The organism is Nannocystis punicea (assembly GCF_026965555.1).
Taxonomy (GTDB): Bacteria; Myxococcota_A; Polyangia; order Nannocystales; family Nannocystaceae; genus Nannocystis; species Nannocystis punicea.
Window position 1 is genome coordinate 4,475,100 of record NZ_CP114040.1, and the last position, 23,307, is coordinate 4,498,406.

A 23,307-nucleotide genomic window follows, 5' to 3' on the forward strand; every position below is an offset into this window, starting at 1 on the left:
CTGCCGTTCGATGCGGCGGTGGCCGAGCTCGCGCCTCACGGCGCCTTGGGGCCGGTCACCCTGCGCCTTGCTGGTTGGTGAGCTGCACGCACTGCCCGAGGTCTCGATCCTCGACGAGGCCGGCGTAGAGCGGGTAATCGAGGTCATCGTAGGGATGCCACGCGCACACGGGCATGTCGGTTCCGTAGAGGTTCCTGATCGAGCTCAAGTACGAGATCAAGTCGTCGAGATCTTGGTCATGGTCTTCCGTGGGTCTTGAGGGCGCGACCCGTCGAGTCGCACGGGAGTGAGAGCCGCGACGCCTCCGCTCGGATCCAGATTTTTCTGACGGCTTTGGCCGGCGAAGGCGCGGGGCGAGACCTCAAAAAACATGTCGCCAGGGACATGGCCCTGGCGACATGTTTCAAGGGATCGGCCCGGGTGGTGATCAGCCGGCCTTGGGCTCGGCGGGGGCGTCGGCGGGGACGCCGAGGACCTCTTGAATGGCGGTGTTGAGGCCCGCGAGGTCGGCCGGGGCGACGCCGGTGTACTTCACCGCGTTGCGGCCGTCGGCGAACATGACGGTGCGGCTCTTGGTGATGTTGTACCAGCTGTCGAAGGCCTCGTTCTTGCCGCCCTCGTCGGCCGGGACGACCAGCGGCATGGTGACGCCGAGCTCGGTGCGCAGGGCCTTGACCTTGGCCTCGAGGGCGGCGCGGTCGCCGGTCGGGGTGGCGGCCTTGCCGTCCTTGATGTCGGTGATGACCGCGAACGCCTTGAGCTTGTCCTCGCCGTACTTCTGGACCAGCGCGTCGAGGTTCTTGAGGTCGTTCTTGAAGGCCTCGTCGTCGATGGTGCCGACGGCCATGATCTTCGGGCTGCCGCCGAACTTGCAGACCTGGCAGTACTTCTCGCCGCTGTCGCAGTTGACGATCTCGAACGGCTTGAACTTGCCGCCGACCCCGAGGCCGCTGTCGGCGAGGACGGGCTGCTCGGCGGGCTTGGCCGGGGCGGCCTCGACCGGCTTGTCGGCGGGCGCGGGCGTGGCCGGCTTGGCGGCCTCGACGGGGGCAGGCTTGGTGGCCGCCTCACCGCCGCAGGCGGCAGCGAGGAGCACGGCGAGGGCGAGGCTCGAGCGGGTGGTGAGCATGGTTTCTTCCTCCGAGTGGCGGCCATTTTGTCCGGGCAGCCGGCGCGGCGCCAGCCACCTGGTGGTATTTCGCCGCCTGGCGCCGCGCACGCGCGCGGGGGCCCGGGGCCTCGCCGCAGCGCGGTTCGTGGGTCGACGTCGGCCCGCGTTCACGGGAGATGGTGGGCCCGCGGGCGCAGGACGAGGGTCTCGACGCGCGTCGCCGGGTGGCTCCCTCGGGCGGCCGCGGAGCTCACGGGCACAGCGGGCTCGACGGTGCGGCGCAGGCGAGGCCGGCGACGATCTCGACGCGATGGTTGGCGCGCCGGCCCTCGTCGCTGTCGTTGTCGGCGATCGGCTGCTCGCCGCCGCGGGTGCGGACAGACAGGGCCTCGTGGACGAAGCCGCGATCGATCAGGACGTCGCGCACCTTGCCGGCCATGTCAAGGCCGAGCTGGCGCGCGTCGCCGGGCGGGAGCGAGTCGTCGGTGTGACCCTCGAGCACGAACACGCCGCCGGTGTGCATGCGCGGGCCGAGCTGCTTGCGCCGCGCGTCGAGCTCGAGGAAGGCGTCGGGGTCGAGCTCGCGGGTGACCGGGTCGTAGCCGACGCGGACGACGAAGCGCCCGCAGTCGGCGACGAACGCCTCGGGGCAGCCGTCGTCGTCCTGCTCGCCGTTGACGGTCTCGGGCTGATCTCGACAGTCGCGGCGGTGGATCCCGCGCTCGATCTTGCCGTCGCAATTGGTCCACTCGCTGCCGGTCCAGCGCGCGGCGTCGAGGATGCCGTCGCCGTCGTTGTCGCGATCGGGGCAGCCGTCGTCGTCGACGAAGCGGTCGTAGTCCTCGGGGGTGTCGATGCAACGATCGACGGCGTCGAGGTGGCCGTCGCCGTCGCGGTCGGGGGCGAACGGGGGGCAGGTGCGGCGCAGCTGGACCCAACTGCCGGCCAGCGGCTCGTCGGCGGGGCCGCCGGCGACGCCGTGGACGACGAGGGCGACGCGTCCGGGAGGCCGGACCTCGGCGCGCAGGCGCGCGAGCAGGTCGTCGCCGAACCGGCGCAGGCGGGCGTCGACGTCCGCGGGCGTGGCCCCGGCGCGCGCGGCCGCGGCCATGTGCACGCCGAGCTCGACGCGCAGCTGCGGATCGGCGTGCAGACGGGCGACCCACTCGTCGAGCTCGGCGACGCCGTCGGGGTCGAGCTGCAGCTGGGGGGCCTCGGAGGCGTACGGGATGGTGGCCAGGATCGCGGCGCACTCCGAGGTCGGTGGCGGCAGCGGTCGCTCGGGCGCGTGCGGGCCGGAGCAGGCGACGAGCCAGGCCAGCGAGGTCGTGACGGCGAGTCGTCGCACGGAGACTCAGGATAGCGCGAGGCCGATCGACGAAGTCGAGTTCTGTCGCTGCGACCGGAGCTGGCCAGCCTTTGCTCGCGCCGGGACCCGCACGCGGTTCGCCCCGCTCGGGTCCGCGCGCTGGTCCGGAGCCGCGGCGGAGGATAGGGTGAGCGCATGCATGGCTTGAAGTACTTCGGGGTTGTTCTGGTGCTGGTCGGGTGCGCGGGCGGGCCGACGCCCGCGGGCAGCGAGGGCACGGGGGCGGCGAGCGAGACGGCGGCGAGCGAGGCGACGACGAGCTCGAGCGGCGGGTCGACGATGGAGGAGACGTCGACGAACGAGGCGCCGACGTCGTCGACGAGTGGGTCGTCGACGGCCGAGTCGTCGACGACGGAGGCGCCGGTGGTCTACTGCCAGGGCTTCGACCGCGACGCGCCGGCGCCGTTCCTCGAGCTGACTGTGAAGGGCGGGGCGGCGCTGGTCGACGGGGTGGAGTGGCCGCTCGAGTGCGGCGGGCAGGGGCTGTGGATGTTCGCGCTGTACCCGTCGCTCGGCGGCTTCGAACCGGGCGGCTATTACCCGCACGTGACGGTGATCGTCGACGTCGAGGGCTACGACCTCGGACCGACCGGGCACTTCTACCACCGCCAGGGCGAGTCGTATTACATCGGCTGCGAGCAGTCGGACGGTGGAGTGTTCGGGGTCGTGCCGGTGTTCCCGCCCGACGAGCTGGCGAAGCTGTCCGAGGTCGACGGGCTGCCGGCGCAGGTTCACGTCGAGGTCGAGACGGCCGAGGGACCGCTGACGGTCGACGCGCTGGTGACCCTGTCGGCGCCGCCCGAGCTGGTGAAGCAGGGCTGCATCCTTTGAGGCTGTCTCGCAGGGCATGCTCTTGTGGGCATGCTCTTATGGGCATGCTCTTATGGGCATGCTCTTATGGGCATGCTCATCGGGACATGTCCGTCAGCGATAGAGCGCGCGCTGGCGGAGGCGGGCCTCGAGGGCGGGCCAGAAGTCGCGGCGCCAGCTGGCGGTCCAGGCCTGCTGGGCGAGGGCCCGGCGCCGCTCGGGGATCACGACCAGGCCGAGCATGAAGCTGAGGGTGAAGCCGCTGCTGACGAGGCCGAGGAAGGCGAGCACCCACAGGTCGCCGCTGACCAGGAACAGGGCGAGGAGCAGGCAGGCGGCCAGGGCGACCTGGGCGCAGAAAGTTGCGTCGCTGAACCAGCCCGGAGGGGCCGCGCCGGCGAAGGAGCCGCCGGCGGGGCGGATCCGCAGGCCCACGCGGGTGTGGCCCTCGCTGGCCACGGCGGTGACGTCGACCCAGAGGCCGAGGTCGCTGGCGTCGTGGTGCCAGTGCAGGGTGGCGCCGGTCGAGCGGTCGTGCAGCTCGAGGCTCTTGCTCAGCGACTCGAGGGCGTCCATCACGACCGGCAGATCGGCGTCGCAGGGCCGCCACTCGCAGTCGGGGTCGCCGGGGACGGGCGCGACGGGCAGGAGCGGCTCGTGGCACGCGAGCGCGGTCGTCTCGAGCTCCGGGAGGGCGAGGCCCGGGACCGGCAGGAGGGGGACGGTCTTTCTCCTCATCGCGGGCGGCACGGGGCGGCGCCCTGTCGAGGATAGGCGGGTCGCGGGCACGCGACGAGCCGGGGGGCGTTCACGGGGCCTCCTGGGCCACGCGCGGGGGGACGACGCCGTCGAGCGCGGGGGGCTCGGGGGGGAGCAGGGGCAGCCACATGCGCACGGCGGTGCCGCGACCGACCTCGCTGTCGATGCGGATGGTGCCGCCGTGCGAGCGGACGAACTTCTGCGCCATCGACAGGCCGAGGCCGGTGCCCTTGCCGGGCGGCTTGGTGGTGTAGAACGGCTCGAACACGTGCGGGAGGTCGTGCGCGGCGATGCCGACGCCGCTGTCGCGGATGACGATCTCGACGCCCTCGCGGCCGTCGGTGCCGGCGGCGGCGCGGGCCAGGATCTCGATCGCGCCGCCCGGGCCGGTGGCGTCGGCGGCGTTGCCGAACACGTTGAGCAGGGCGGACTCCAGCGACGGGCGGTGGACCACGAGGGCGGGCAAGCTGCCGCCGCCGAACGCGGCGACCAGACGGATCCCGCGCTCGTCGGCCTCGGGCCGCACGAGCTCGACCAGCCAGCGCAGCACCTGGCCGAGCTCGCAGCGCTCGGCGCTCGGCGGGCGCCGGCGGGTGTACGCGAGCAGGGCCTCGACCAGCGCGGCGCAGCGCTGCGAGTGCCGCTCGATCCGCTCGAGGGCGCGGCGCATGAACGGGTCGCGGGGGCTGCGGCGCAGCAGCATCTGCGCGCTCATGCGAATGACCGCGACCGGGTTGTTGAGCTCGTGCGAGAGGCCGGCCACCAGCGCGCCGACGGCCGCCATCTTGCTCGACTGGACCAGCTGATCCTGGGCGTCCTCGAGCGCGCGCAGGGCCTCCTCGAGCGCCTGCTTCTGGCGCACGACCTCGAGGTGGGTGCGGTGCAGGCGGAGCGCGGCGCGGACGCGGGACCGCAGCTCGACGGGGGCGAACGGCTTGGGCAGGTAGTCGTCGGCGCCGACGTCGAGGCCGCGGGCGGTCTCCTCGCGGCTGGCCTTGGCGCTGAGCAGGACGACCGGGACGTCGCGCAGGTCGTCGTCGCGCTTGAGGCGGGTGACGAGCTCGTAGCCGTCCATCTCCGGCATCATGACGTCGGCGAGGATGACGTCGGGCCGGCGGGCGCGGGCGGCGTGCAGGGCGTCGCGGCCGTTGGCGGTCAGCTCGACGGCGTAGTCGTGGCCGAGGAGCGCGGCGATGTAGGCCCGCATGTCGGGGTTGTCCTCGGCGACGAGCAGCCGCGGCAGCTCGGGCGCGGGCTCGGGGGAGGCCTCGGCGGGGACGACTGCGAACGGGGCCTGGCCCGCGGAGACGCGCTCGCCGGCGGGCGCGAGGCCGACGAGGCGATCGGCGTCGATCGGCAGGTCGACGACGAAGCAGGCGCCCTGGCCGAGGGCGCTGTGCAGCTCGACGGTGCCGCCCAGCTCCTGCGTGAACTCGCGGACGATGGCGAGGCCGAGGCCGGTGCCCTCGTGCTTGCGGGTGATCGAGCTGTCGAGCTGCTCGAAGCGCTGGAACACCCGCTCGTGCTCGTCGGGGGCGATGCCGGGGCCGGTGTCGCGGACGAGGAGGCGCAGGCGCGGGCCGTCGCCGCGGGCGAGCTCGACGGTGACGCTGCCGCCGGCGGGGGTGAACTTGAGGGCGTTGCCGAGGAGGTTGAGCAAGATCTTCTCGAACATGCGGCGGTCGAGCGGGACGGTCCCCAGGTCGCTCGCCAGCGCGTAGCGCAACGTGAGGCCCGCCGCCTGGGCGGCCGGCTCGGCGTCGAGGACGATGTCCTCGACGAGGTCGCGGACGTCGACCGGCTCCCAGGCGGGATGCAGCTTGCCGGCCTCGAGCTTCTGATAGTCGAGGATGTCGTCGACGAGCCGGCCGAGGCGCGAGGCGTTGCGCCACATGCGGGTCAAGGCGGCGCGCGTGCGCTCGCCGAGCGGCTCGTCGACGTCGGCGAGCAGCGACTCGAGCGGGCCGAGGATCAGCGCCAGCGGGGTCCGCAGCTCGTGGCTGATGGTGGTGAGGAACTCGCTCTTGGCCCGCAGCGCGGCGTCGGCGGCCTCCTTGGCGGCCTGCAGCTCGAGCTCCATGTGCTTGCGCTCGGTGATGTCGACGTAGATCCCGAGCAGCCCGGTGACCTCGCCGCGGTCGTCGCGGATCGGCACCTTGCTGGTGAGCAGGTAGGTGTCGGTGCCGTCGAGCATGCGCATCGGCTCCTCGACGTTGAGGATCGGGACGCCGTCGCGCATGACCTGGCGGTCCATCCGGCGGAAGTGGTCGGCCTCCTCGCGCGAGGCGCAGATGTCGTAGTCGGTCTTGCCGATCACCTCGTCCGGGCTGGTGAGCCGGGTCCGCTTGAGGAAGTGCTGGTTGCAGCCGAGGTACCGCGATTCGCGGTCCTTCCAGAAGATCGCCTGGGGCACGTTGGCGAGCACGTACTTGAACACCGCCTGCTGGCTGGCGTAGCGCTCGATCGTCTGCTCGCGCTCGGTGACGTCGATGGCCACGCCGATGAAGCCCAGCACCTCGCCGCCGTCGCTGCGGAGCGGGCTGTAGTGGGCCTCGTAGAGGACGCCGCGCAGGTCGCCGACGGCGGACAGCGATTCGCCGGCGAGCGCGCGGCGGGCGGCGTCGACGACCCACGGGATGTCGCCGTAGGCGTCGAAGATCGTGCGGCCGACGGCGTCGCCGGGGTCCGGCCGCAGGGAGCTGAGGCCGTGGGGCTCGTTGACGACGAGGACGCCGCGGGCGTCGCAGGCGAACATCACGACCGGGGCGTGGCTGAGGAGCGTGCGGAGGCGCTGGTTCGACTGCAGGTCGGGTGCGACGAGCGGGGCGGGCTCGGGGCGGAGCACGACCCAGGCGCCCTCGGGCCGCGGGATGACCCGCGCGGCGAGCCGGACGCCGGGGCCGCCGTCGATGGAGAGCCGGGTCTCGTCGGGGCTGCGACAGGCGTGGGCGAGCGCGGGGTCGGGTAGCAAGCCGGCGAGGTCGCGGCCGACGAGCTCGGCGCGCGAGACCCCGAGCAGGTGCCCGGCCGCGGCGTTGGCCGCCTCGACCGCGCCCGCCGGCGAGACGACGAGGAGGGCGTCGTCCATCAACTCGGTGAACTCGGCGCCAGGCAGCACGACTGCCAAGAATACGTGAGTCCGGAGCGTTGTTCGAAGCGGCCGACAAGGAGGGGTGAACGGCGCGCGCGGCTTTGCGCGGCGGGCCCGCCGACCTCGAGGCGGGCCCGCCGCCCCCGTCCCGGAGGCGGCGGGTCGATGGTGGTGAACGGCGATTCATAGGATGTTTTAAGGGGCATGTCGTTTGGGATAGGTCTTCATGGGCATGTCCTTTGGGGCATGTAAAGATGAGCCGCGGGATCGGCGGCGCCGCGGCGGGCGCCTCTCGAGCCGGAGCGCTGGCGCGGTCCGCTCAGTCGCGGGCGAGGTCGGGGATCGGCGAGGGCGGTGGATCCTCGCGGGCGGCGGCGTGTGGGGAGGAAGTGGGTGGATGTCGGGGCGAGGCCGCGGCGGGTCGGCCGCCCGCGGCTGAGCGGCGCGCGCGGGCTGGCACGATCGGCGGCCGTCGATACGCTCGGCCGAAGCGCTGGCGACGTCGTGGTGACGAGGCGCGAGCGTGAAGGAGGGCTGACCATGGAGAATCGTCGTCGTCGTCGTCGTCGGGTTGCTGGACTGCTGGCATTCGTGGTCGCCTCCGGGTGCGAGGAGGTCGAACCATTCGCGGAGGACGCGGAGCTGTCGCCGGCGGACGAGCTCGCGGCCGGCGGCGAGGAGGCGGTCGCTCGCGGCGGGACGTCGATGCAATCGCGGTACGGGCTCACCTGCAGCAGCCGGTGGGACGAGGCGGGGGGCGCCACGAATTGCGGCGGGACCCCGGGCGTGAAGTGGCGCTTGAAGGTGCGCTGCTGGTGGCAGGGCGAACGCCTCGGCGCGTGGAAGTCCGGGCCGGGCAACGATCGCATCGCGTGCAGCCTGGGGGCGGAGAGCTCGCGGGTGGTCTGGGGCTGAGCGCGCCCGCGGTCGCGCGCGGGTGGCGGTCGCGCACTGGCTGCGGGGGTCGCGGGCGCGGTACGATCCGCCGGTGCGCTCGCAGTACATCGCCGGGCCGACCTACGACGCGGTGATGTTCATCGGCGCGCCGTTGCTGGCGCTGGGCCTCGGGGTGGCGATCGCCGGCACGCCGCTGGCCGACGAGGAGGTGACGCTGTGGGGCCGCGAGGCGACGGTCACCAGCTTCTTCATCGGCAGCTTCATCATGGCGCACCTCGGGCTGGTGTTCGTGCGCAGCCACCTGAACCCGCGGATCTTCGCTCGCCACCCGCGGCGGTTCGTGATGGTGCCGGTGGTGTTGCTGCTGCTGCTGTTCGCGTCCGACTGGTTGCTGGCGACGGCGGTGGTGCTGACGGTCTGGTGGGACGTGGTGCACTCGAGCCTGCAGACGTTCGGGCTCGGGCGGATCTACGACGCGCGCCGCGGCAACCCGCCGGAGATGGGGCGCAGGCTCGACCTCGGGCTCAACCTGCTGCTGTACGCCGGACCCATCCTGGCCGGGGCGACGCTGCTCGAGCACCTGTCGGCGTTCGCGGCGTTCGAGCGCGTCGGCGCGACGGCGGTGCGCGAGATCCCGATCTTCGCCGAGGCGCACCAGGCCGCGTGGGCGCCGGCGCTGCTGATCGGCGGGGCGCTGTACCTGCTGGTCTACGTGCTCGGCTACGTCCGGCTGGGTCGCCAGGGGTACCGCGTGTCGCCGCAGAAGGTGGCGCTGCTGGTGTTCACCGGGGCGTGCTCGATAACCACGTGGGGCTTCAACAGCTTCGGCGAGGCGTTCTTCATCATGAACTTCTTCCACGCGTGGCAGTACTTCGGCCTGGTGTGGTGGAGCGAGCGCGGCAACCTGCGCGAGCGCCTGGGCGTGGCCGGGGCGCGCTGGGGCGGGGCGGCGGCGCTGCTGGCGATGCTGCTGGTGGCGGGGTCCTACGGGGTGTGGGCCGAGCTGGTCGATTCACGCGAGCAACGCTTCGCGCTGTGCGTGACCCTGGTCGTGTCGCTGATGCACTTCTGGTACGACGGCTTCATCTGGTCGGTGCGCCGGCGGGAGGTGTGAGCCGCAGCTGGCGGCCCTCGAGGCGCGCGAGCAGGGCGGAGGCGAACAGGGTGAGGCCGACGAACTCGAGCGTCTCCTCGCACCAGTCGATGAGGGCGTAGCCGAGGTCGTCGTCGCCGTGACGCTCGGTCCACCAGCCGAGCGGGAGCTCGAGCAGGACCGCGCCGCCGACGTAGACGGCGCCGGCGAGGACGAAGCGGCGAGCTGTCCCGGGGGACAGGCGACGCAGGAACCCGAGGAAGGCCAGGCCGAGGACGAGGACGAGGAGGCCGGCGGGGATGACCCAGTCGAAGTAGAGGACGCCGCCGACGTCGAACTGGCCGGTGAGCCGCTCGTGCAGGGCGATGGTCTCGTCGATCGAGATGGCGAGGAAGCCGAGCGCGAGGACGATCCAGTAGAAGCGATCGGTGGCCTCGCCGGCGGCGATCCACGCCAGCAGGCCGGCGCACCCGAGCGGGAGGACGCTGGCGTACCAGGAGGGCAGGTTGCCCTCCCAGCTGAGCGAGAGGAGCGTGAGCGCGGGGTGATCGAGGCCGGCGAGGTGACGCACGAGCTCGGCGAGGAGGCCGGCGAGGCTGAAGAGGAGGGCGAGGACGACGAGGAGACGTCGCACCGCGGACACGGAGAGCTCGAGGGCGAGGTCGGGCGCGGAGGACGGGGGCATCGGCGGGGCCACCTTAGCAGCCCGGCTCCGGGCGAGAGCGTCGGCGAGGTCGACGCCGAAGTCGCGGGCTCGTCGCGAGCGCGACTTCGGGGCGAGCGCGTCGTACGTGGATGTGATCGCGGCGGAGGGCGATCGACGCGGCGCGAGCGCCCGCCGAGGGTCACAGCAGTCGGGCGGACTTGAGGTAGTCCTCGACGTCGCGGTAGCTGCCGTCGCCCGCGTACTTGACCAGGTTCCTCGCGGTCCGCAACCACTCCAGAGTCGAGGGCTGGAGGTCCTTCGCGGCCGCCAGCAGGTCGGACTCGGCGATCGGCCGCTCGGGCCCGCCGCCGAGGATCTCCGTCAACACCCGCTCCTTGGCGGCCTCGATGACGCCGTCGACGTCGGCCCCCGAGCAGTGAGGTGTGGCTCGCGCGACCCGCATGAAGTCGATGGTGCCGGTCGGCGCGTCGGCCAGCTTGACGCGGAACATCTCGGCGCGGGCGACGTCGTCGGGCGGCGGGACGAACACCTGGCGGTCGAACCGGCCCGGCCGCTTCATGGCAGGGTCGACGTCCCACGGCATGTTGGTGGCGGCGAGGATGAGGACGCCCTGATTGTCGTGGGCGACGCCGTCGAGCTGGTTGAGGAATTCGTTGACCAGCGTGCGCGTGTGATCGGTGTGGGCCTTGGAGCGCGAGAAGGCGAGCGCGTCGAGCTCGTCGAAGAACAGCACGGCGGGCCGCTGCTCGCGGGCCCGGTCGAACACCGCGGCGAGGTTGCGCTCGCTCCGGCCGAGCCACATGTCGAGGATCTCGCTGATCCCGACGGCGAGGAACGAGGCCCGACACTCGGAGGCGATCGCGCGGGCGATCAGGGTCTTGCCGCAGCCGGGCGGGCCGTAGAGGAGGACGCCGCCGCCGGCGCGCTTGCCGAACCGCGCGAACAGCCCGGGGCGCACGAACGGCGCGATGATCCGCACCTCGAGGATCTTCTTCAGGGCGGCGTGGCCGATCACGTCGTCGAAGCGCACGGCGGACGGACGCAGCTGCAAGACCTCGGCCGGGCGGACGTCGCCGCCGCCCGCGAGGACCTGCAAGGCCGGGGCGGGCCGGGCCGGCTTGGTCTCGGGCGAGAAATCCTGCTTGGCCTCTGCCTCGCGCAGGCAGGCCGCGGCCTGCTCGGGGGCCCCGAGCGCGTGATGGCAGCGCATGGCCCCGAGGAACCCCGCGGCGGAGTCGGGCTGTTGCCGGCAGATCAACTCCCACTGACGCAACGCGGCCGCCGCTTCGCCGTGGTCCTCGAGCGCGCGCGCGTACTCCTTGCGGGTGACGAGGTCGAACGGATCTTCGGCGAGGGCCCGCTCGAGCTCGGGGCGGCTCCTGGTCATCAGAATCCCCTCCAGCGCAGCCACCGACGCAGCAGCGGCGGGCCGACGTAAGAATAGAGCATCAGGGCGAGGTAGAGGACGGCGAAGCCGAGGAGCGCGAGCTCGGAGACGAAGGGCCGCAGGAGGATCAGGCCGAACACCGCGACGGCCCACAAGATCGCGCTGGCGACCCATCCTCCGCGGAGGAGCGGCCACAGCGGGATCATCGACCAGTGGCTGGCGAGTCGCTGCTCGATCACGGCGTCGACGAGCTCCCGATCGTCAGGGCTCCTGCGCAGCAATTGACGGCCGATCTCGAGGGCCTGTCGGTGATGGCCGCGCTCGCCGAGCACGAGCATCGCCGTCCAGGCGACGTGCGCGGCTTCAGGGTCGGCGGCGACCAGGCGCGCGAGGCGGTCCGCGGCGGCCAGGTCGTCGCCGCGGATGACGTGCAGGACGGCGTCGAGGACCTGCGCGGACGGGTGATCGGGGGCGCGACGCAGGGCCTCGGCGACCAGAGCGCGGGCCTTGTCGAGCTGAAACACCTGGACGAGCAGCTGGGCGTAGTCGGCGAGCGCGTCGGGGTCGGCCGGGTCGTCTCGCAGCCGCTCGAGCACGACCTCTTCGGCGTCGGCGTGGCGCTTGTCGGCGAGCAGGACGTCGAACAGGAGCGAGCGGGCGCCGTCGTGCCCGGGCGCCCGCGCGAGCGCCTCGTGGGCGCGCCGCTCGGCCTCGCCGCGCTGCTCCTGCGCGAGCTCGACGCGGCCCGCGAGGCAGAGGGTGTCCGGATCGGCGGGGTCGAGCGCGAGGGCTTTGCCGACCAGCGCTCGCGCGTCGCGTGGACGCCCGACCTCGAGCAGCCTGCCGATCTGGTGCTGGAGGCCGTGCAGCTCGCTCATAGGGCCTTGAAGATCACCGCGAGCGCCATGACGGTCGCGACCGAGGCCACGCCGCCGACGAGCACCCACATCAGGCCCTCGCGCCAGCCCGGGAGGTGCGCGTCCTGCAGCCGCGCGGCCCGGTACTCGTCGCGCATGCGGAAGTAGAGGCCGGCCCAGATCAGGAGGGCGACGAGACGGCTGGTGTAGCGGACGAACTGAGCCGGCTTGAGCTCCGGGGGTAGACCGGCGAGCACTTCGGGGTGGACGGCCACGTAGGCGCCGGCGACGTAGAAGGCGAGGGCGAGCACCAGAGCGGCGATGTGGACCCCGCGGTCGCGGTCGAGGCGGCCCAGCAGCTCGGCGTTGCGCCGGTGGATGAGGATCGCGGCGAACGGACCGCCGAAGAAGGCGGTGTAGAAGGCCGCGCGCAGGGAATAGATGGCGGTGACGCTCGACCGCCGGATGCTCGACTGCAATAATTGCGGATCCATCACCAGCCCGCCACGCATGGTGCCAGAGCGGCAAAGGGCGGACAAGCCGCGTGGGCGCTGCGCGCGGACCGTCGTGATCGCGCGCCGGGCTCGGTTCGGAGAGGTCCGCGAGCGGGCGATCAGCCCGGCGGGGGGGTGACGCTCTTGAGCTGGCCGCCCGTCATGTCGCTATAGACATAGTGGTCGCCGGCGACGGGGATGTTCTGCATCGCCGGGACGTTGAGCGGGTCGATCTTCCACGCCCAGCCCTGCTGGTCGACGAGCCAGACGAAGCCGTCGACGTCGACGCTGACGCCGATCGGGGTCGAGCACTGGGCGAGGGTGTGCTGGGCGACGAGGGTGCGCGTGGCGACGTCGATCTCGACGAGGCCGCAGGGGCCGTTCGAGGCGACCCAGGCGTGGTCGTTGTGGTCGATGGCCATGCCGCGGTGGCAGGCGTTGGTGCCGGCGACCGAGATCCACTGGTTGGTGGCGACGTCGTAGGTCGAGACGGGACCCGAGCAGCCGGCCATCCACGGGTTGCCGTTGCGGTCGACGGTCATGCCGTAGGTCTGGATGTTGGACGGCTGGGGGATCCGCGTGATCGTGATCGGGTTGGCGTTGGCGTCGACGCGCGCGAGCTCGCCGCGCAGGCCGGTGAACCAGGCGTTGCCCAGCGGGTCGAGGGCGCCGCCGTAAGGGGCGTAGCCGCTGCCGTTCCACGCCACGGCCTCGATCGACTGCTCCATCACGCCGGTGGCGCCGTCGAGCCGGACCATGTTGGCGGAGCCGGCCTGCAGGGCGCCGAAGCCGAGCCAGACCTTCTGGTTCTTGTACGTGCAGGTGGCCTTGTCGTAGTCGCCGATCGTCCAGGTGATCCCGCGCGGGCCCTCGATGTACTGGCCCGACCAGTTGGCGTGGACGATGGTCCAGACGACGCACTCGTCGGTGCCCCACGGCTTGATGTCGGCGACGCTGGTCGAGGTGGTGATCTGGCCGTCGCCGTTGAAGTCGATGCAATCGGCGATGTTGGCGGCGACTGCGGTCGAACGCCCGGTGCCGCGCGCGTTGACGACGACGAACCGACCGTCGCCCGAGACGGCGGTCCGCGAGACGCTCTCGGTGGCGCCGCTCGGACCGGTGAGGTAGCGCGCCTCCTCGACGAGGGTGCGCGTGTTGATCTTGGAGACGAGGCCGTCGCTGGTGGCGGGGATCCAGATGAAGCTCTCGTCGATGTCCATGTCGCCGGCGCAGCCCATGCCGCCGTCGGGGGTGACGCCGAGGTCGAACTTCGGGCCGCCGTTGGTGGTCATGGTCATGCCCGACATCGAACCATTGCTGGTGGTCGGCGGGTCGCTGCTGGCGCTCTCGGTCTGGCCGGCGGTGCCCTCGGTGCCCTCGCTGGCGCTCATCGAACCCTGGGTCGGGTCCGTCATGGTCGGGTCGGGCGTGGTGATGCTGGCGATGCTGGTCGGCGCCGTGGCCGTGACCGTGGCCGTGGCGCTCGCCGAGTCGGCGCGACCGCTGTCACCGCAGGCGACGAGGAGACATGCGGCGATGGACGCGACCGGGAAACGAGGGGAGACCATGGGGCGATGAACGCACGATCCCCCTCATGAGGGCAAGTACCCGACCGTTCGACTTCGCCAGGGTGGTTCGGATCCATCGTCGGGGGAGTACCGAGGGGCCTCGCATGCGGGGGTCCCAGCGACGCGTCTGTGTCGCGCAGATCGCATGCGCGAGACGGAGAGCGGGGTCGCCAGGCGACGGTGATCGCGAGGCGATGCGTGAATGCGTGCAATGCGAGGAAGGGGTCGGGCGAGGTTCGCGGCGGTGGTGCGAGGGCGGTCGGTTCGATCGTCGCGCGCGGACAGTCGTCGCATTGCGAGCCGGACAGTCGGCGTCGCAGGCGCCGTGAGGCGCGGGGATCTCCGCAGGGACTGACCGCCGGCCTGGGCCGCGCGCGCGGGGCGAATGCAGGGGCGCAGATCGGGGATGCGGCGGGCTCGGACGACCCGGGAGCCGCCGCGGGGCGAGGGATCCTCCGCGAGGCGCAGGGGGCGAGGGTCGCGGCGACGGCCTGCATTTCGGGCGCGGCGGCGCAGGCGGGATGGGTATCATCGCGCCGATGTCGAGCTCTCGCCGCTCCTTCCTCGCGCTCACGGGGCTCTGTGGCGCCGAGGCGCTGGTCCACGGCTCGCGCGCGGCGTGGGCAGGTCCGGCGCCGAGCCGGATCCCGGCGCCGAAATCGGCGCCCGCGAGCGCAGACGCGGGCATGGCCCTGCTGGCCGCGAGCCGGCTGCTCGCCGACGAGAAGCTGGTGCGCGCGGCGATCGAGGCGGCGACGAAGGCGGGGGCGAGCTACGCCGACGCGCGCCTGGTGCTGATGCGTCGCGAGCGGGTCAGCGTGCGCGACGACCACGTGAGCGGGATCGGTCGCAGCGAGGACTACGGGGTCGGTCTGCGGGTGATCGCGGACGGCGGCTGGGGCTTCGCGGCGACGGCGGAGCGCAGCGCGAAGGCGATGGAGGGGATCGCCAGGGCGGCGGTGGCGATGGCCCGCCAGAGCTCGCTGCTGATGCCGCAGCCGGTGACTCTGGCGCCGGCGCCGGTGCTGCAAGGCGGATGGGTGTCGCCGTTCCAGGTCGACCCGTTCTCGATCGCGCCGGCGGAGAAGGCGGAGCTGCTGCTGGCGGCGGCCCGCGCGGCGATGGCGGTGCCCGGGGTGGCGCACGTGGAGGCGAACGTGGCCTGCGTGCGCGAGGAGAAGCTGGTGCTGACGAGCGAGGGCTCGCGGGTGCACCAGATCTTCTTCCGCGTGATCCCGGGGCTCACCGCGACGGCGATCGATCGCCGGCGCGGTCGCTTCGCCGGGCGCGACCACGAGGTGGCGCCGATGCTGGCCGGCTGGGAGCACGTGACCGCGGCCGACCTGGTCGGCAGCGCGCCGAAGATCGCCGAGGAGGCGCTGCAGAAGCTGCACGCGGCGCCGGTGGTGCCGGGCAAGAAGCACGCGATCCTGGCGCCTTCGAACCTGTGGCTGACGATCCACGAGAGCATCGGCCACTCGACGGAGCTCGACCGGGCGCTCGGCTACGAGGCGAACTACGCCGGCACGAGCTTCCTGACCCCGGACAGGGCGGGCAAGTTCAAGATCGGCAGCGAGATCGTCAACCTCGCGGCCGACCGCACGCAGCCGGGCGGGCTGGCGACGACCGCGTGGGACGACGAGGTGGTGGCGAGCCAGCGCTGGGACCTGGTGAAGAAGGGGACGTTCGTCGGCTGGCAGACGACGCGCGACCTGGCGGCCGCGGCCGGCGAGGCGGCGAGCCGCGGCTGCAGCTACGCCGACAGCTACGCGAGCGTGCCGTTCCAGCGCATGCCGAACGTGAGCCTGCAGCCGGGCGCCGAGGGCTACACGACGGAGGACCTGATCTCGGCGACCGACGACGGGGTGCTGATCACGGGCCGCGGCAGCTGGTCGATCGACCAGCAGCGCTACAACTTCCAGTTCTCGGGCCAGTTCTTCTGGGAGATCAAGAACGGGAGGTTGACCCGGCCGCTGCGCGACGTCGCCTATCAGGCCAACACCGTCGAATTCTGGAGCTCGTGCGACATGCTCGGAGGGACAGACACGTACCGCCTCGGCGGCAGCATGAGCGACGGCAAGGGCGAGCCGTCGCAGAGCAACGCGGTCAGCCACGGGTGCCCGCCGGCGCGCTTCGTCGTCAACATCCTCAACACCGGGGGTGACAAGTGAGCGCGCCGTCTCCGTTGAGCCCGGCCGAGGCGCGGGCGCTGGTCAAGTCGGCGCTGGCGGCCGCGACCTTCGAGGACGTGAGCCTGCGGGTGACGGCCCGCCGCACCGCGCACCTGCGGTTCGCCGCGGGCGCGCCGACGACGTCCGGCGAGGCGGCCCGCTTCGAGGTGTCGGTGACCGCGGCGAAGGAGGGCCGGGTGGCGACGGTGTCGGGCACCGGCCGCGACGCGGCGTCGCTGCAGGCGCTGGTGCGCGAGGCCGAGGCGCTGGCCAAGCTGGCGCCGAAGGACCCGGAGCACGAGCCGCCGCTGGGGCCGCAGCAGTACGCGAAGGTGGCGGCCCGCGACGCGAAGACGGCCGAGGTCGGGCCCGAGGGGCGCACCGAGGTGGTGGCGCGCGTGCTGAAGGTGGCGCGCGAGGCCAAGCTGGTGGCGTCGGGGATCGTCGAACACGAGGACGCGGTGACCGTCCTGGCCAATCGGTCAGGTCTGTTCGCGCTCCACGCGGCGACCGAGGCGTCGCTGACGACGACGATGCGCACGCCCGACGGCAAGGGCAGCGGCTGGGCCGGGTCGGCCTCGCACCGGCTGTCGGACCTCGACGCGCCGACGCTGGCGCGGCGGGCCGCCGACAAGGCGACGATGTCGAGCCAGGGCGCCGATGCGCTGGCGCCAGGAGCGTACACGGTGGTGCTCGAGGCGCAGGCGGTGGCCGACCTGCTCGGCTTCCTGGTGTCGGCGCTGCAGGCCCGCGCGGCCGACGAGGGCCGCAGCTTCTTCAGCCGGCCCGGCGGCAACGCGATCGGCGAGGCGCTGTTCGACCCGCGCGTGACGCTGCGCTCCGATCCGGCCGACCCGCGCTGGCCGTCGATCCCGTTCGCCAACGACGGGCTGCCGCTGCCGGCGACGACGTGGATCGATCGCGGGGCGCTGAAGTCGCTGGCCTACAGCCGGTTCTGGGCCCACAAGCAGAGCAAGCCGCCGCTGCCGGGGCCGCGCTCGATCTTCCTGGCCGCCGCCGACCCGGCCGAGGGCAAGGACCTGCTCGAGCTGGTCCGCGGGGTCGAGCGCGGGGTGCTGGTGACGCGCTTCTTCTACAACCGCATGCTCGACCCGCGACAGATCCTGGCGACGGGGCTGACCCGCGACGGCACGTTCCTCATCGAGCAGGGGAAGATCGCGCGGCCGGTCAAGAACATGCGCTACAACGAGAGCCCGGCGGCGCTGCTCAAGAACCTGGTGGCGATCGGCAAGCCCGAGCGCACCGCCGGCGAGGGGATGGTCGCCGTGGTGCCGCCGCTGGTGGCGAAGGACTTCCACTTCGCCAGCGTCAGCGACGCGGTGTGAGCGGGCTCGCGGCGCGGCGGGGATGTCTCCGGCGACATGCTTGATAGGGCATGTCCGAGAGGATAGGTCCGAAGGGGCATGTCCCGGAGGACCGGTGAGGGCGCCGCGGCGCTCGCCGCGGGTGTATGCTGAGGGGCATGGTCGTCGCTGCGCTGGTCTCGGTCGCCCTGGTGCTGCAGCCGCCGCAGGGCGGTGAATGGCCGGAGTCGTGCCCGGAGGGGGCGACTGCGTGCCCGGGCGGCTGCGTGCCGGCGGGCGAGGCGTGCCCGTCGCCCGGGCCGTTGCGGCCCGAGTTCGCCGGGCCGGCGCCGGGACCGAGCGACGAGGAGACGGCGGCGAAGATCCGCGCGGCGTGGGGCTGCGAGGAGAGCGACGAGCGGTTCGCCAAACGCAAACTGAAGTGGATCGCGGGGTTCAGCGTGGCGGCCTCGGGCTTGCTGGTCGGCGGCGTGGTGGCGGCGGCGACGATGCGCGAGCCGGTGAGCCCGCGCGAGGGCGCCGACACTCGCCTCACCCGCCAGGGGCTCGGGGTGACGGTGGGGCTGCTGCTGGTGTCGAGCGCGCTGTTCCTCACCGCCGCGCTCGGGGCGATGCGGATGAAGCGGAAGCGGGTCGAGTGCGGCGCCGATGGCTGCGCGCTGCGGTTCTGAGGCGACAGCCGACGACCGATGTCACGTCGGCGATCGACGGGCGGCGGTCACTCGCGGTGGGCCAGGACCACGCGGATCCGCAGGGCGCCGGAGTCGTCGCGGCGGAGGGCGTAGGTCGAGCGCTCGAGGCCGACCTCGCGGCCGTCCTTGTCGACGTAGGGCCAGCACACCCGGACGAGGACCACGCGATCGCCGACCCATTCGCGCGACTCGACCTCCGGCCGCGTCATCGTCACGCCGCGATCGAGGTACTGCGCGCGCGCGCCGGCGAAGAAGCGCTCGATCTCCTCGCGGCGCGCGACGGCCTGCGCGCCGGCGTCGGCCAGCACGAAGGCCGGCGTCTCGTACAGCGTCGCCACCGTGAGGGCGTCGCCTTCCACCAGCGCGCGCCCGAGGAGGTGCAAGAACGCGTCGACCTCGCGGTCACGCTCCGGGTTCGTCGGTGCCGTCATGCTCGAGGCATGGGTGAGCGACCCGACGCGGCAAGCGGCTGGTCGCTCGCGCGGGCGAGGGACGGAGAAGGGCCGCTGCGAGGGCGATGGAAGGGCGTGAGCGCAAAAGGCGCCCTGCGCGGCGCCGGGGTCGCCGGGAGACAATGCCGGGGCTGCTGGCCGGCACCGGCGCGGGCCGGCGGTGGTGAGGTGTTCTTTGGGACATGAGCTTTCGGGCATGTCCTTGCGCGCGTTCGTGAACGACGGGCCGGCGCAGGGCCGGCGGGCGCCGCGGCGCGAGCTGGGCGACGAGGTTTTCTCGAGGACATGACCTGGAGGCCATGTCGATAGGGTCGTTCGTGGACGTGGGCCGCGCAGTGGCGGCCGCGCGAGGTTCTGGTCGCGGCACGATTTATTTTTGGGGACATGCCTGTCAGGCCATGTCCGTCGGTTCACTCGTCGACGGCGAACCGGCGGATCCACGCTCGCGTGAACGGGGCGTCCTCGTCGCCGCTGTGGACGACGCCGGCGACGGCCAGGAAGTCGGGGCCGAACGCGGTGGCGACGGCGTTGCCCCACTCGCCCGGCTGGTGCTCGAACTTCGACAGCCACAGGCGAGCGCCGGCGCCGTCGTAGAGGTGCACGTGCGCAGGGCGTTCGTCCGGGAGAAAGCGGCCGACCACGGCGATGCGCTCGCCCGGGCCGACGGCCATGCGCGCGGGGATGGTGGAGAGGTCGTCGACGGTGAGGGTGGTCCAGCGCTCCGCGAGCGCGGGGTCGAAGCGGCGGAGCGCGACGTCGGCGTCGAGGCCGGCGCCGGCGATCACCAGGTCGCCGTCGCCGATCGCGGCGGCGCCGATCCACGGGCGGACCACCGGGTCGTCGAGCTCGAGCGAGAGCAGGGCGCCGCTCTCGGCGTCGAACGCGGCCAGCAGCGGCCGGGTGACTCCCTCCGTGTCGTTCACTTGACCGACCACGTAGGCGCGATCGTCGACCACCGCGAGGTCCTCGGCGAGGAGCGTGAAGCCCTCGGGCGTGCGGGTCTCCCACGACACCGCGCCGGTGACGATGTCGTGGCGGCGGACGACCAGTCGCTGGTCGGAGCCCTCGAGGGAGCCGACGTAGACGCCGTCGCCGCGGACGTCGAGGCCGATCACGCCGGCGAGCTCGGCCTCCTCCGCCGGATCGGCGCTCCACAGCTGCTTGAGGTCGGGGCTGAAGGCGTGGACGAACTCGCCGGCGCCGATGAAGATCCGCCCGGCGGGGTCGACGGCGAGCTCGCCGACCCCGGGGACGGTCTTGCGCCACAGCTCCTCGCCGCCGGGCGACAGGGCGAGGAGGCGGGGCTCGACGTCGAAGCCACTGACGAGGAGCAGGCCGTTGGGGGCGAAGGCGATGTCGGCGATGCTGAACCTGCCCTCCGGTTCGAAGGTCCAGACGACGCGACCGGTGCGGGCACAGGCGGCGTCGCAGCCGTCGTTGGGCTCGTCGTTGCCGTCGTCGCAGACCTCGCCGAGATCGACGACGCCGTCGCCGCACACGCCGGGGAGCGGCTCTCCCGAAGTGGTGGTGGTCGGCGTGTCGCTGCCGGTCGCGCCGCCGGTGGTGAGGTCCGGGGCGGCGGTCGTGCTGCTGTCCTGAGGAGCGTCCCCGACGACGATCGACGGGATGCAGGCGAGGTGGACGAGGAGAGCGAGAGCGGCGGTGCGCGCGGCGTGGGACAAATCAGATACCTCCGGACAGGCTCGTCCCCGTGGGCGGCGGTTTCCGTCACGACGCTCTGCGGTCCCGCCGCTCGCCGGCGCCTGCGACTTGAGCGGTGAGCTGGCGGCGAGGTCGAGCCGGGTGGGCGGGGAGCCGCTTCACCTGCGCAGAGACCGGCGCCTGCGGTCTCGAGCGAGCCGCGAGTGCGGCGAGGTCGAGCCGCCGCGTTTCACTCGCGCTGAAACCGGCGGGGTGCAGTCGCTGTACAGGTACGATAGGACATGTCGAGGAGAGCATGTAGCGAGGAGCATGGCGTCATGGGCATGTCGCATGGGACATGTCCAGAGAGGCTTATCACTCGTCTGCGGCGGCGATCTCGGCGGGCTCGTCCGGGCAGACGAAGCGCTCGAAGCGGCGGGCGAGCACCGAGTCGGGCAGGCGCGCGGCCAGGCGCTGGGCGGCGGCTGCCGCCTCGGCGGGGCGGGCCTGGAGGCACAGGAGCTCGACCGCGGCGGCCTCGCGGGCGTCGACGAGGGCGCCGCGCGGGAACTCGCGGGCGTGGGCGTCGAGGAGCTGGGCGGCGGCGGCCGGGTCGTGGGCGTCGAGGCGCGCGCGGGCGCGATCGAGGAGGCCGACCTCGCGGGCGAGGTCGTCCCGACCGGACGACTTCGCCGAGGTCTCTGGCGCCAGCAGCTGGTCGTAGGCGGTGCGGGTGACTCGCCCCGGGGGCGCCGGGCTTGCCGTCCCCGAGGACAGGTCGAATGCCGGGGCGGCGGCTGTCTCCGGGGACAGGTCGGGATCGAGCGGGGCAGCGTCGCCGGCGCGGCCGGTGGCTGTCCCTCGGGGCAGGTCCTCGGCGTGCGCGGCGACGGGGTCGGCCTGGCGGGCGGGCTGGCGCACGGGCGCGGCGGCGACGACGGCGGTGGCGCCGGCGACGACGAGGGTGGTCATGACGCCGGCGCGCGCGGTGGCCCAGGCGGCCGCGACCGTGGCGAGCTTGCCCTGGCCGAACAGCGGGACCATCAGGGCCCAGGTGCGCGGGGCGGCCTCGGGCGGCGCCTCGCTGCGGCGGCGATCGGCGGCGACCTCCGCGGCCAGCAGCTCGGGGTTGGCGGCCAGCTCGAGCAGGCGCGCGCGGGCGAGGCGGAGCCGCGAGTAGACGGTGTTGAGCGGCAGCTCGAGCTCGGCGGCGATCTCGGGGCCGCTCATGCCGAGCAGCTCGGTCAGCTGCCACACCTCGCGGGTCCCGCGCGGCAGGTGGGCGAGCAGGCGCTCGAGCAGGCGGGCGGCGTCGTGGCGCTCGTGGGGGGCCTCGCCGACGTGGCCGGTGAGGTCGCCCAGGGCGGCGAGCCGGCGCTCACGGCGGGCGGCGCCGCGGTGCCAGTGCGAGGCGACGCGACGGGTGACGCCGTACAGCCAGGCGCGCTCGGACACCTGGTAGTGGACCTGATCGAAGCGGCGGTAGGCGGTGAGGAAGACGTCCTGGACCACGTCGTCGCGGGCGGCCGCGGGGATCCCAAAGTACTTCGCGGCGGACCACACGAAGTTGAACTCGCGGTCATAGATGGCGCGAAAACGCGCTTCCCGGTCGGAGGCGAGCAACATGGGGCCGTGGGTGCTGTCCCCGGCCGACAGGGATTCCGTCACCGCGGGTCTCCGAGGCGCAACTCGAGGCCCAGGAGCACGCGCAGGCTCACCGGGGCGCTGGCGAACAGGTTGACGCGGTCGGGCTCGTCCTGGAGGTCGAAGCGCGGCGCGGCCAGGCGGGCCCGGCCCTCGACGGCGAGGTTCAGGCCGAGCAGCCGGTGGAACCGCCAGGCGGCGCCGGCCGAGACGAGCGCGGCCGCCCACAGGCCAGTGGCCGCGCGCGCCCCGGGGCCGCGCCCTTCGCCGCGCAGGCCGCCGAGCTCGAGGCCGCCGCACAGCGGGAACTCGAAGCGGCCGCGGCTCAGGCGGGCGCAGCCGCGGGCGCCGCCGGCGAGCAGGTAGACGCGGACCTCGTTGGGCGGGCGGGACTCGGTCTGCGGGACGAGGTGGACGGCGTGGAACTCGAGGCGAGCGCGCCGCCACAGGACGCCGGCGGCGAGGTCGAGCGCGGCGGTGGGGGCCGGGAGAGCGCCGACCTCGAGGCCGCCGGACAGGCGGAGCAGCGCGCCGGGGCCCCGCTTGCGCGGTCGCGGCGGCGGGGCCGGGGCGAGCGGCTCCTCGACGACGACGACCGCAGGCTCGGGCGGGCTCGCGGGCGGCAGGTCGGGCGGAGGTGGGACCGGATCGACGACTGCGTCGACGACCGGCGGGGCGGGGTCGCTCGCGGTCGCTTCGGCGGGGAGCTCCGGCGGGGCTCCCGGGTCGGGCGGGACTGCTTCGACCTCGGGGGCGACGTCGCCGGCAGGCGGGCCGCGCTCGGCGACCGTGGGGTCGAGCGCGAGGGCGGCCAGGAGCGCGGCGGCGTCGACCAATGCGGCGCAGCGGCGCGTGGTGAGGCGGCGGGTCTGGGTGTGGCCGTCGACGGTGAGGCGCAGGTCGAGCTGGAATTGAGCGGCGCCGGACCGCTCGACCCGGCCGGCCAGGGCGAGCTCACCGGCGGCCGGCGGACGGCCGAGGCGGCCGGCGATCGCGTCCGCGAGGGCCCGCCGATCGGGGCAGCCGGCGGGCGCCTGCCAGTCGATTCCGCCCCCGTCCGGAGGCTCGGGCACCTGGATGGCAAGCAGCGCGGCGAGGAGCACGGACGGCATCGTCGAGTGAACGCATCCTAACGCATGCGTCGACCGGCGGCTCCGGGCGGACGCGAGGGCGCGGCCGCGCGACCGGCGCTCGGCGAGGTCGCGCGGCCGCGGGCGCGTACGAATAAGATGTCCTCGAAGACATGTTGAATAGGCAAGGTCCTCGAGGACATAGGAGC

General features: G+C 73.2%; 19 protein-coding genes. 6 read left to right on the forward strand and 13 right to left on the reverse strand.

The window, feature by feature from the left end; all coding sequences use genetic code 11:
* Positions 1 to 427 precede the first annotated feature (427 nt).
* Together O0S08_RS17310 and O0S08_RS17315 are read right to left on the reverse strand one after the other, a co-directional pair.
* A complete protein-coding gene (locus tag O0S08_RS17310; protein ID WP_269040268.1) occupies positions 428 to 1,129 on the reverse strand; it encodes a hypothetical protein in 702 nt (233 codons plus the stop codon).
* A gap of 232 nt (positions 1,130 to 1,361) precedes the next feature.
* Positions 1,362 to 2,459: an OmpA family protein gene (locus O0S08_RS17315; RefSeq protein ID WP_269040269.1), complete on the reverse strand. Its 1,098-nt coding sequence runs from the start codon at positions 2,457 to 2,459 to the stop codon at positions 1,362 to 1,364.
* Positions 2,460 to 2,615: 156 nt separating this feature from the next.
* Between O0S08_RS17315 and O0S08_RS17320 the strand changes: the two genes are divergently transcribed.
* Positions 2,616 to 3,311, forward strand: coding sequence for a hypothetical protein (locus O0S08_RS17320; protein WP_269040270.1), 696 nt, complete (start codon positions 2,616 to 2,618; stop codon positions 3,309 to 3,311).
* Positions 3,312 to 3,404: 93 nt separating this feature from the next.
* Here the strand turns inward: O0S08_RS17320 and O0S08_RS17325 are convergent, their stop codons facing one another.
* Both O0S08_RS17325 and O0S08_RS17330 read right to left on the reverse strand, forming a co-directional pair.
* Positions 3,405 to 4,028 (reverse strand): hypothetical protein, encoded by a 624-nt coding sequence (locus O0S08_RS17325; protein ID WP_269040271.1) that lies wholly within the window; start codon positions 4,026 to 4,028, stop codon positions 3,405 to 3,407.
* A gap of 70 nt (positions 4,029 to 4,098) precedes the next feature.
* Entirely contained in the window at positions 4,099 to 7,167 is a 3,069-nt protein-coding gene (locus tag O0S08_RS17330; protein WP_269040272.1) for an ATP-binding protein, read from the reverse strand.
* A 564-nt stretch (positions 7,168 to 7,731) separates the two neighbouring features.
* Between O0S08_RS17330 and O0S08_RS17335 the strand changes: the two genes are divergently transcribed.
* Positions 7,732 to 8,055 carry a hypothetical protein gene (locus tag O0S08_RS17335; protein ID WP_269040273.1) on the forward strand — a complete coding sequence of 108 codons (324 nt, stop codon included), beginning with the start codon at positions 7,732 to 7,734 and terminating at the stop codon, positions 8,053 to 8,055.
* Positions 8,056 to 8,128: 73 nt separating this feature from the next.
* Positions 8,129 to 9,151, forward strand: coding sequence for a hypothetical protein (locus O0S08_RS17340; protein WP_269040274.1), 1,023 nt, complete (start codon positions 8,129 to 8,131; stop codon positions 9,149 to 9,151).
* Here the strand turns inward: O0S08_RS17340 and O0S08_RS17345 are convergent.
* The 5 genes from O0S08_RS17345 to O0S08_RS17365 form a co-directional block, all read right to left on the reverse strand.
* On the reverse strand, positions 9,120 to 9,815 hold the full coding sequence (locus O0S08_RS17345) for a DUF8692 domain-containing protein (RefSeq protein ID WP_269040275.1): 696 nt from the start codon (positions 9,813 to 9,815) through the stop codon (positions 9,120 to 9,122). The two genes, O0S08_RS17340 and O0S08_RS17345, sit on opposite strands and share 32 nt — an antisense overlap.
* A gap of 160 nt (positions 9,816 to 9,975) precedes the next feature.
* Entirely contained in the window at positions 9,976 to 11,184 is a 1,209-nt protein-coding gene (locus O0S08_RS17350; protein ID WP_269040276.1) for an AAA family ATPase, read from the reverse strand.
* Positions 11,184 to 12,062 carry a tetratricopeptide repeat protein gene (locus O0S08_RS17355; protein ID WP_269040277.1) on the reverse strand — a complete coding sequence of 293 codons (879 nt, stop codon included), beginning with the start codon at positions 12,060 to 12,062 and terminating at the stop codon, positions 11,184 to 11,186. The genes O0S08_RS17350 and O0S08_RS17355 overlap by 1 nt, the downstream gene beginning before the upstream one ends.
* Entirely contained in the window at positions 12,059 to 12,553 is a 495-nt protein-coding gene (locus tag O0S08_RS17360) for a hypothetical protein (RefSeq protein ID WP_269040278.1), read from the reverse strand. Before O0S08_RS17360 ends, O0S08_RS17355 begins: the two co-directional genes overlap by 4 nt.
* 101 nt (positions 12,554 to 12,654) lie before the next feature.
* Positions 12,655 to 14,103, reverse strand: a complete 1,449-nt coding sequence (locus O0S08_RS17365) for an NHL repeat-containing protein (RefSeq protein ID WP_269040279.1) — start codon at positions 14,101 to 14,103, stop codon at positions 12,655 to 12,657.
* Positions 14,104 to 14,642: 539 nt separating this feature from the next.
* Between O0S08_RS17365 and O0S08_RS17370 the strand changes: the two genes are divergently transcribed.
* The 3 genes from O0S08_RS17370 (at position 14,643) to O0S08_RS17380 (ending at position 18,270) form a co-directional block, all read left to right on the forward strand.
* The gene (locus O0S08_RS17370) at positions 14,643 to 16,274 is read left to right on the forward strand and encodes a TldD/PmbA family protein (RefSeq protein ID WP_269040280.1); all 1,632 of its coding nucleotides are present in this window, start codon (positions 14,643 to 14,645) and stop codon (positions 16,272 to 16,274) included.
* Positions 16,271 to 17,620 carry a TldD/PmbA family protein gene (locus O0S08_RS17375; protein WP_269040281.1) on the forward strand — a complete coding sequence of 450 codons (1,350 nt, stop codon included), beginning with the start codon at positions 16,271 to 16,273 and terminating at the stop codon, positions 17,618 to 17,620. Before O0S08_RS17370 ends, O0S08_RS17375 begins: the two co-directional genes overlap by 4 nt.
* A gap of 137 nt (positions 17,621 to 17,757) precedes the next feature.
* Positions 17,758 to 18,270 (forward strand): hypothetical protein, encoded by a 513-nt coding sequence (locus O0S08_RS17380; protein WP_269040282.1) that lies wholly within the window; start codon positions 17,758 to 17,760, stop codon positions 18,268 to 18,270.
* Positions 18,271 to 18,317: 47 nt separating this feature from the next.
* Here O0S08_RS17380 and O0S08_RS17385 read toward each other — a convergent pair whose 3' ends face one another.
* From O0S08_RS17385 to O0S08_RS17400, 4 genes are all read right to left on the reverse strand, one after another.
* Positions 18,318 to 18,722: a DUF6841 family protein gene (locus tag O0S08_RS17385; protein ID WP_269040283.1), complete on the reverse strand. Its 405-nt coding sequence runs from the start codon at positions 18,720 to 18,722 to the stop codon at positions 18,318 to 18,320.
* Between the two features lie 431 nt (positions 18,723 to 19,153).
* Entirely contained in the window at positions 19,154 to 20,425 is a 1,272-nt protein-coding gene (locus tag O0S08_RS17390; protein ID WP_269040284.1) for an outer membrane protein assembly factor BamB family protein, read from the reverse strand.
* Between the two features lie 334 nt (positions 20,426 to 20,759).
* Entirely contained in the window at positions 20,760 to 22,052 is a 1,293-nt protein-coding gene (locus O0S08_RS17395; RefSeq protein ID WP_269040285.1) for an RNA polymerase sigma factor, read from the reverse strand.
* Positions 22,049 to 23,140: a hypothetical protein gene (locus O0S08_RS17400; protein ID WP_269040286.1), complete on the reverse strand. Its 1,092-nt coding sequence runs from the start codon at positions 23,138 to 23,140 to the stop codon at positions 22,049 to 22,051. The genes O0S08_RS17395 and O0S08_RS17400 overlap by 4 nt, the downstream gene beginning before the upstream one ends.
* Positions 23,141 to 23,307 lie beyond the last annotated feature (167 nt).

Bases quoted from the DNA above. Each gene is read 5' to 3' on its own strand.
- O0S08_RS17310 (WP_269040268.1), bottom strand. From the start codon at position 1,129: ATGCTCACCACCCGCTCGAGCCTCGCCCTCGCCGTGCTCCTCGCTGCC.
- O0S08_RS17320 (WP_269040270.1), top strand. From the start codon at position 2,616: ATGCATGGCTTGAAGTACTTCGGGGTTGTTCTGGTGCTGGTCGGGTGC.
- O0S08_RS17325 (WP_269040271.1), bottom strand. From the start codon at position 4,028: ATGAGGAGAAAGACCGTCCCCCTCCTGCCGGTCCCGGGCCTCGCCCTC.
- O0S08_RS17345 (WP_269040275.1), bottom strand. From the start codon at position 9,815: ATGCCCCCGTCCTCCGCGCCCGACCTCGCCCTCGAGCTCTCCGTGTCC.
- O0S08_RS17350 (WP_269040276.1), bottom strand. From the start codon at position 11,184: ATGACCAGGAGCCGCCCCGAGCTCGAGCGGGCCCTCGCCGAAGATCCG.
- O0S08_RS17355 (WP_269040277.1), bottom strand. From the start codon at position 12,062: ATGAGCGAGCTGCACGGCCTCCAGCACCAGATCGGCAGGCTGCTCGAG.
- O0S08_RS17360 (WP_269040278.1), bottom strand. From the start codon at position 12,553: ATGCGTGGCGGGCTGGTGATGGATCCGCAATTATTGCAGTCGAGCATC.
- O0S08_RS17365 (WP_269040279.1), bottom strand. From the start codon at position 14,103: ATGGTCTCCCCTCGTTTCCCGGTCGCGTCCATCGCCGCATGTCTCCTC.
- O0S08_RS17370 (WP_269040280.1), top strand. From the start codon at position 14,643: ATGTCGAGCTCTCGCCGCTCCTTCCTCGCGCTCACGGGGCTCTGTGGC.
- O0S08_RS17380 (WP_269040282.1), top strand. From the start codon at position 17,758: ATGGTCGTCGCTGCGCTGGTCTCGGTCGCCCTGGTGCTGCAGCCGCCG.
- O0S08_RS17385 (WP_269040283.1), bottom strand. From the start codon at position 18,722: ATGACGGCACCGACGAACCCGGAGCGTGACCGCGAGGTCGACGCGTTC.
- O0S08_RS17400 (WP_269040286.1), bottom strand. From the start codon at position 23,140: ATGCCGTCCGTGCTCCTCGCCGCGCTGCTTGCCATCCAGGTGCCCGAG.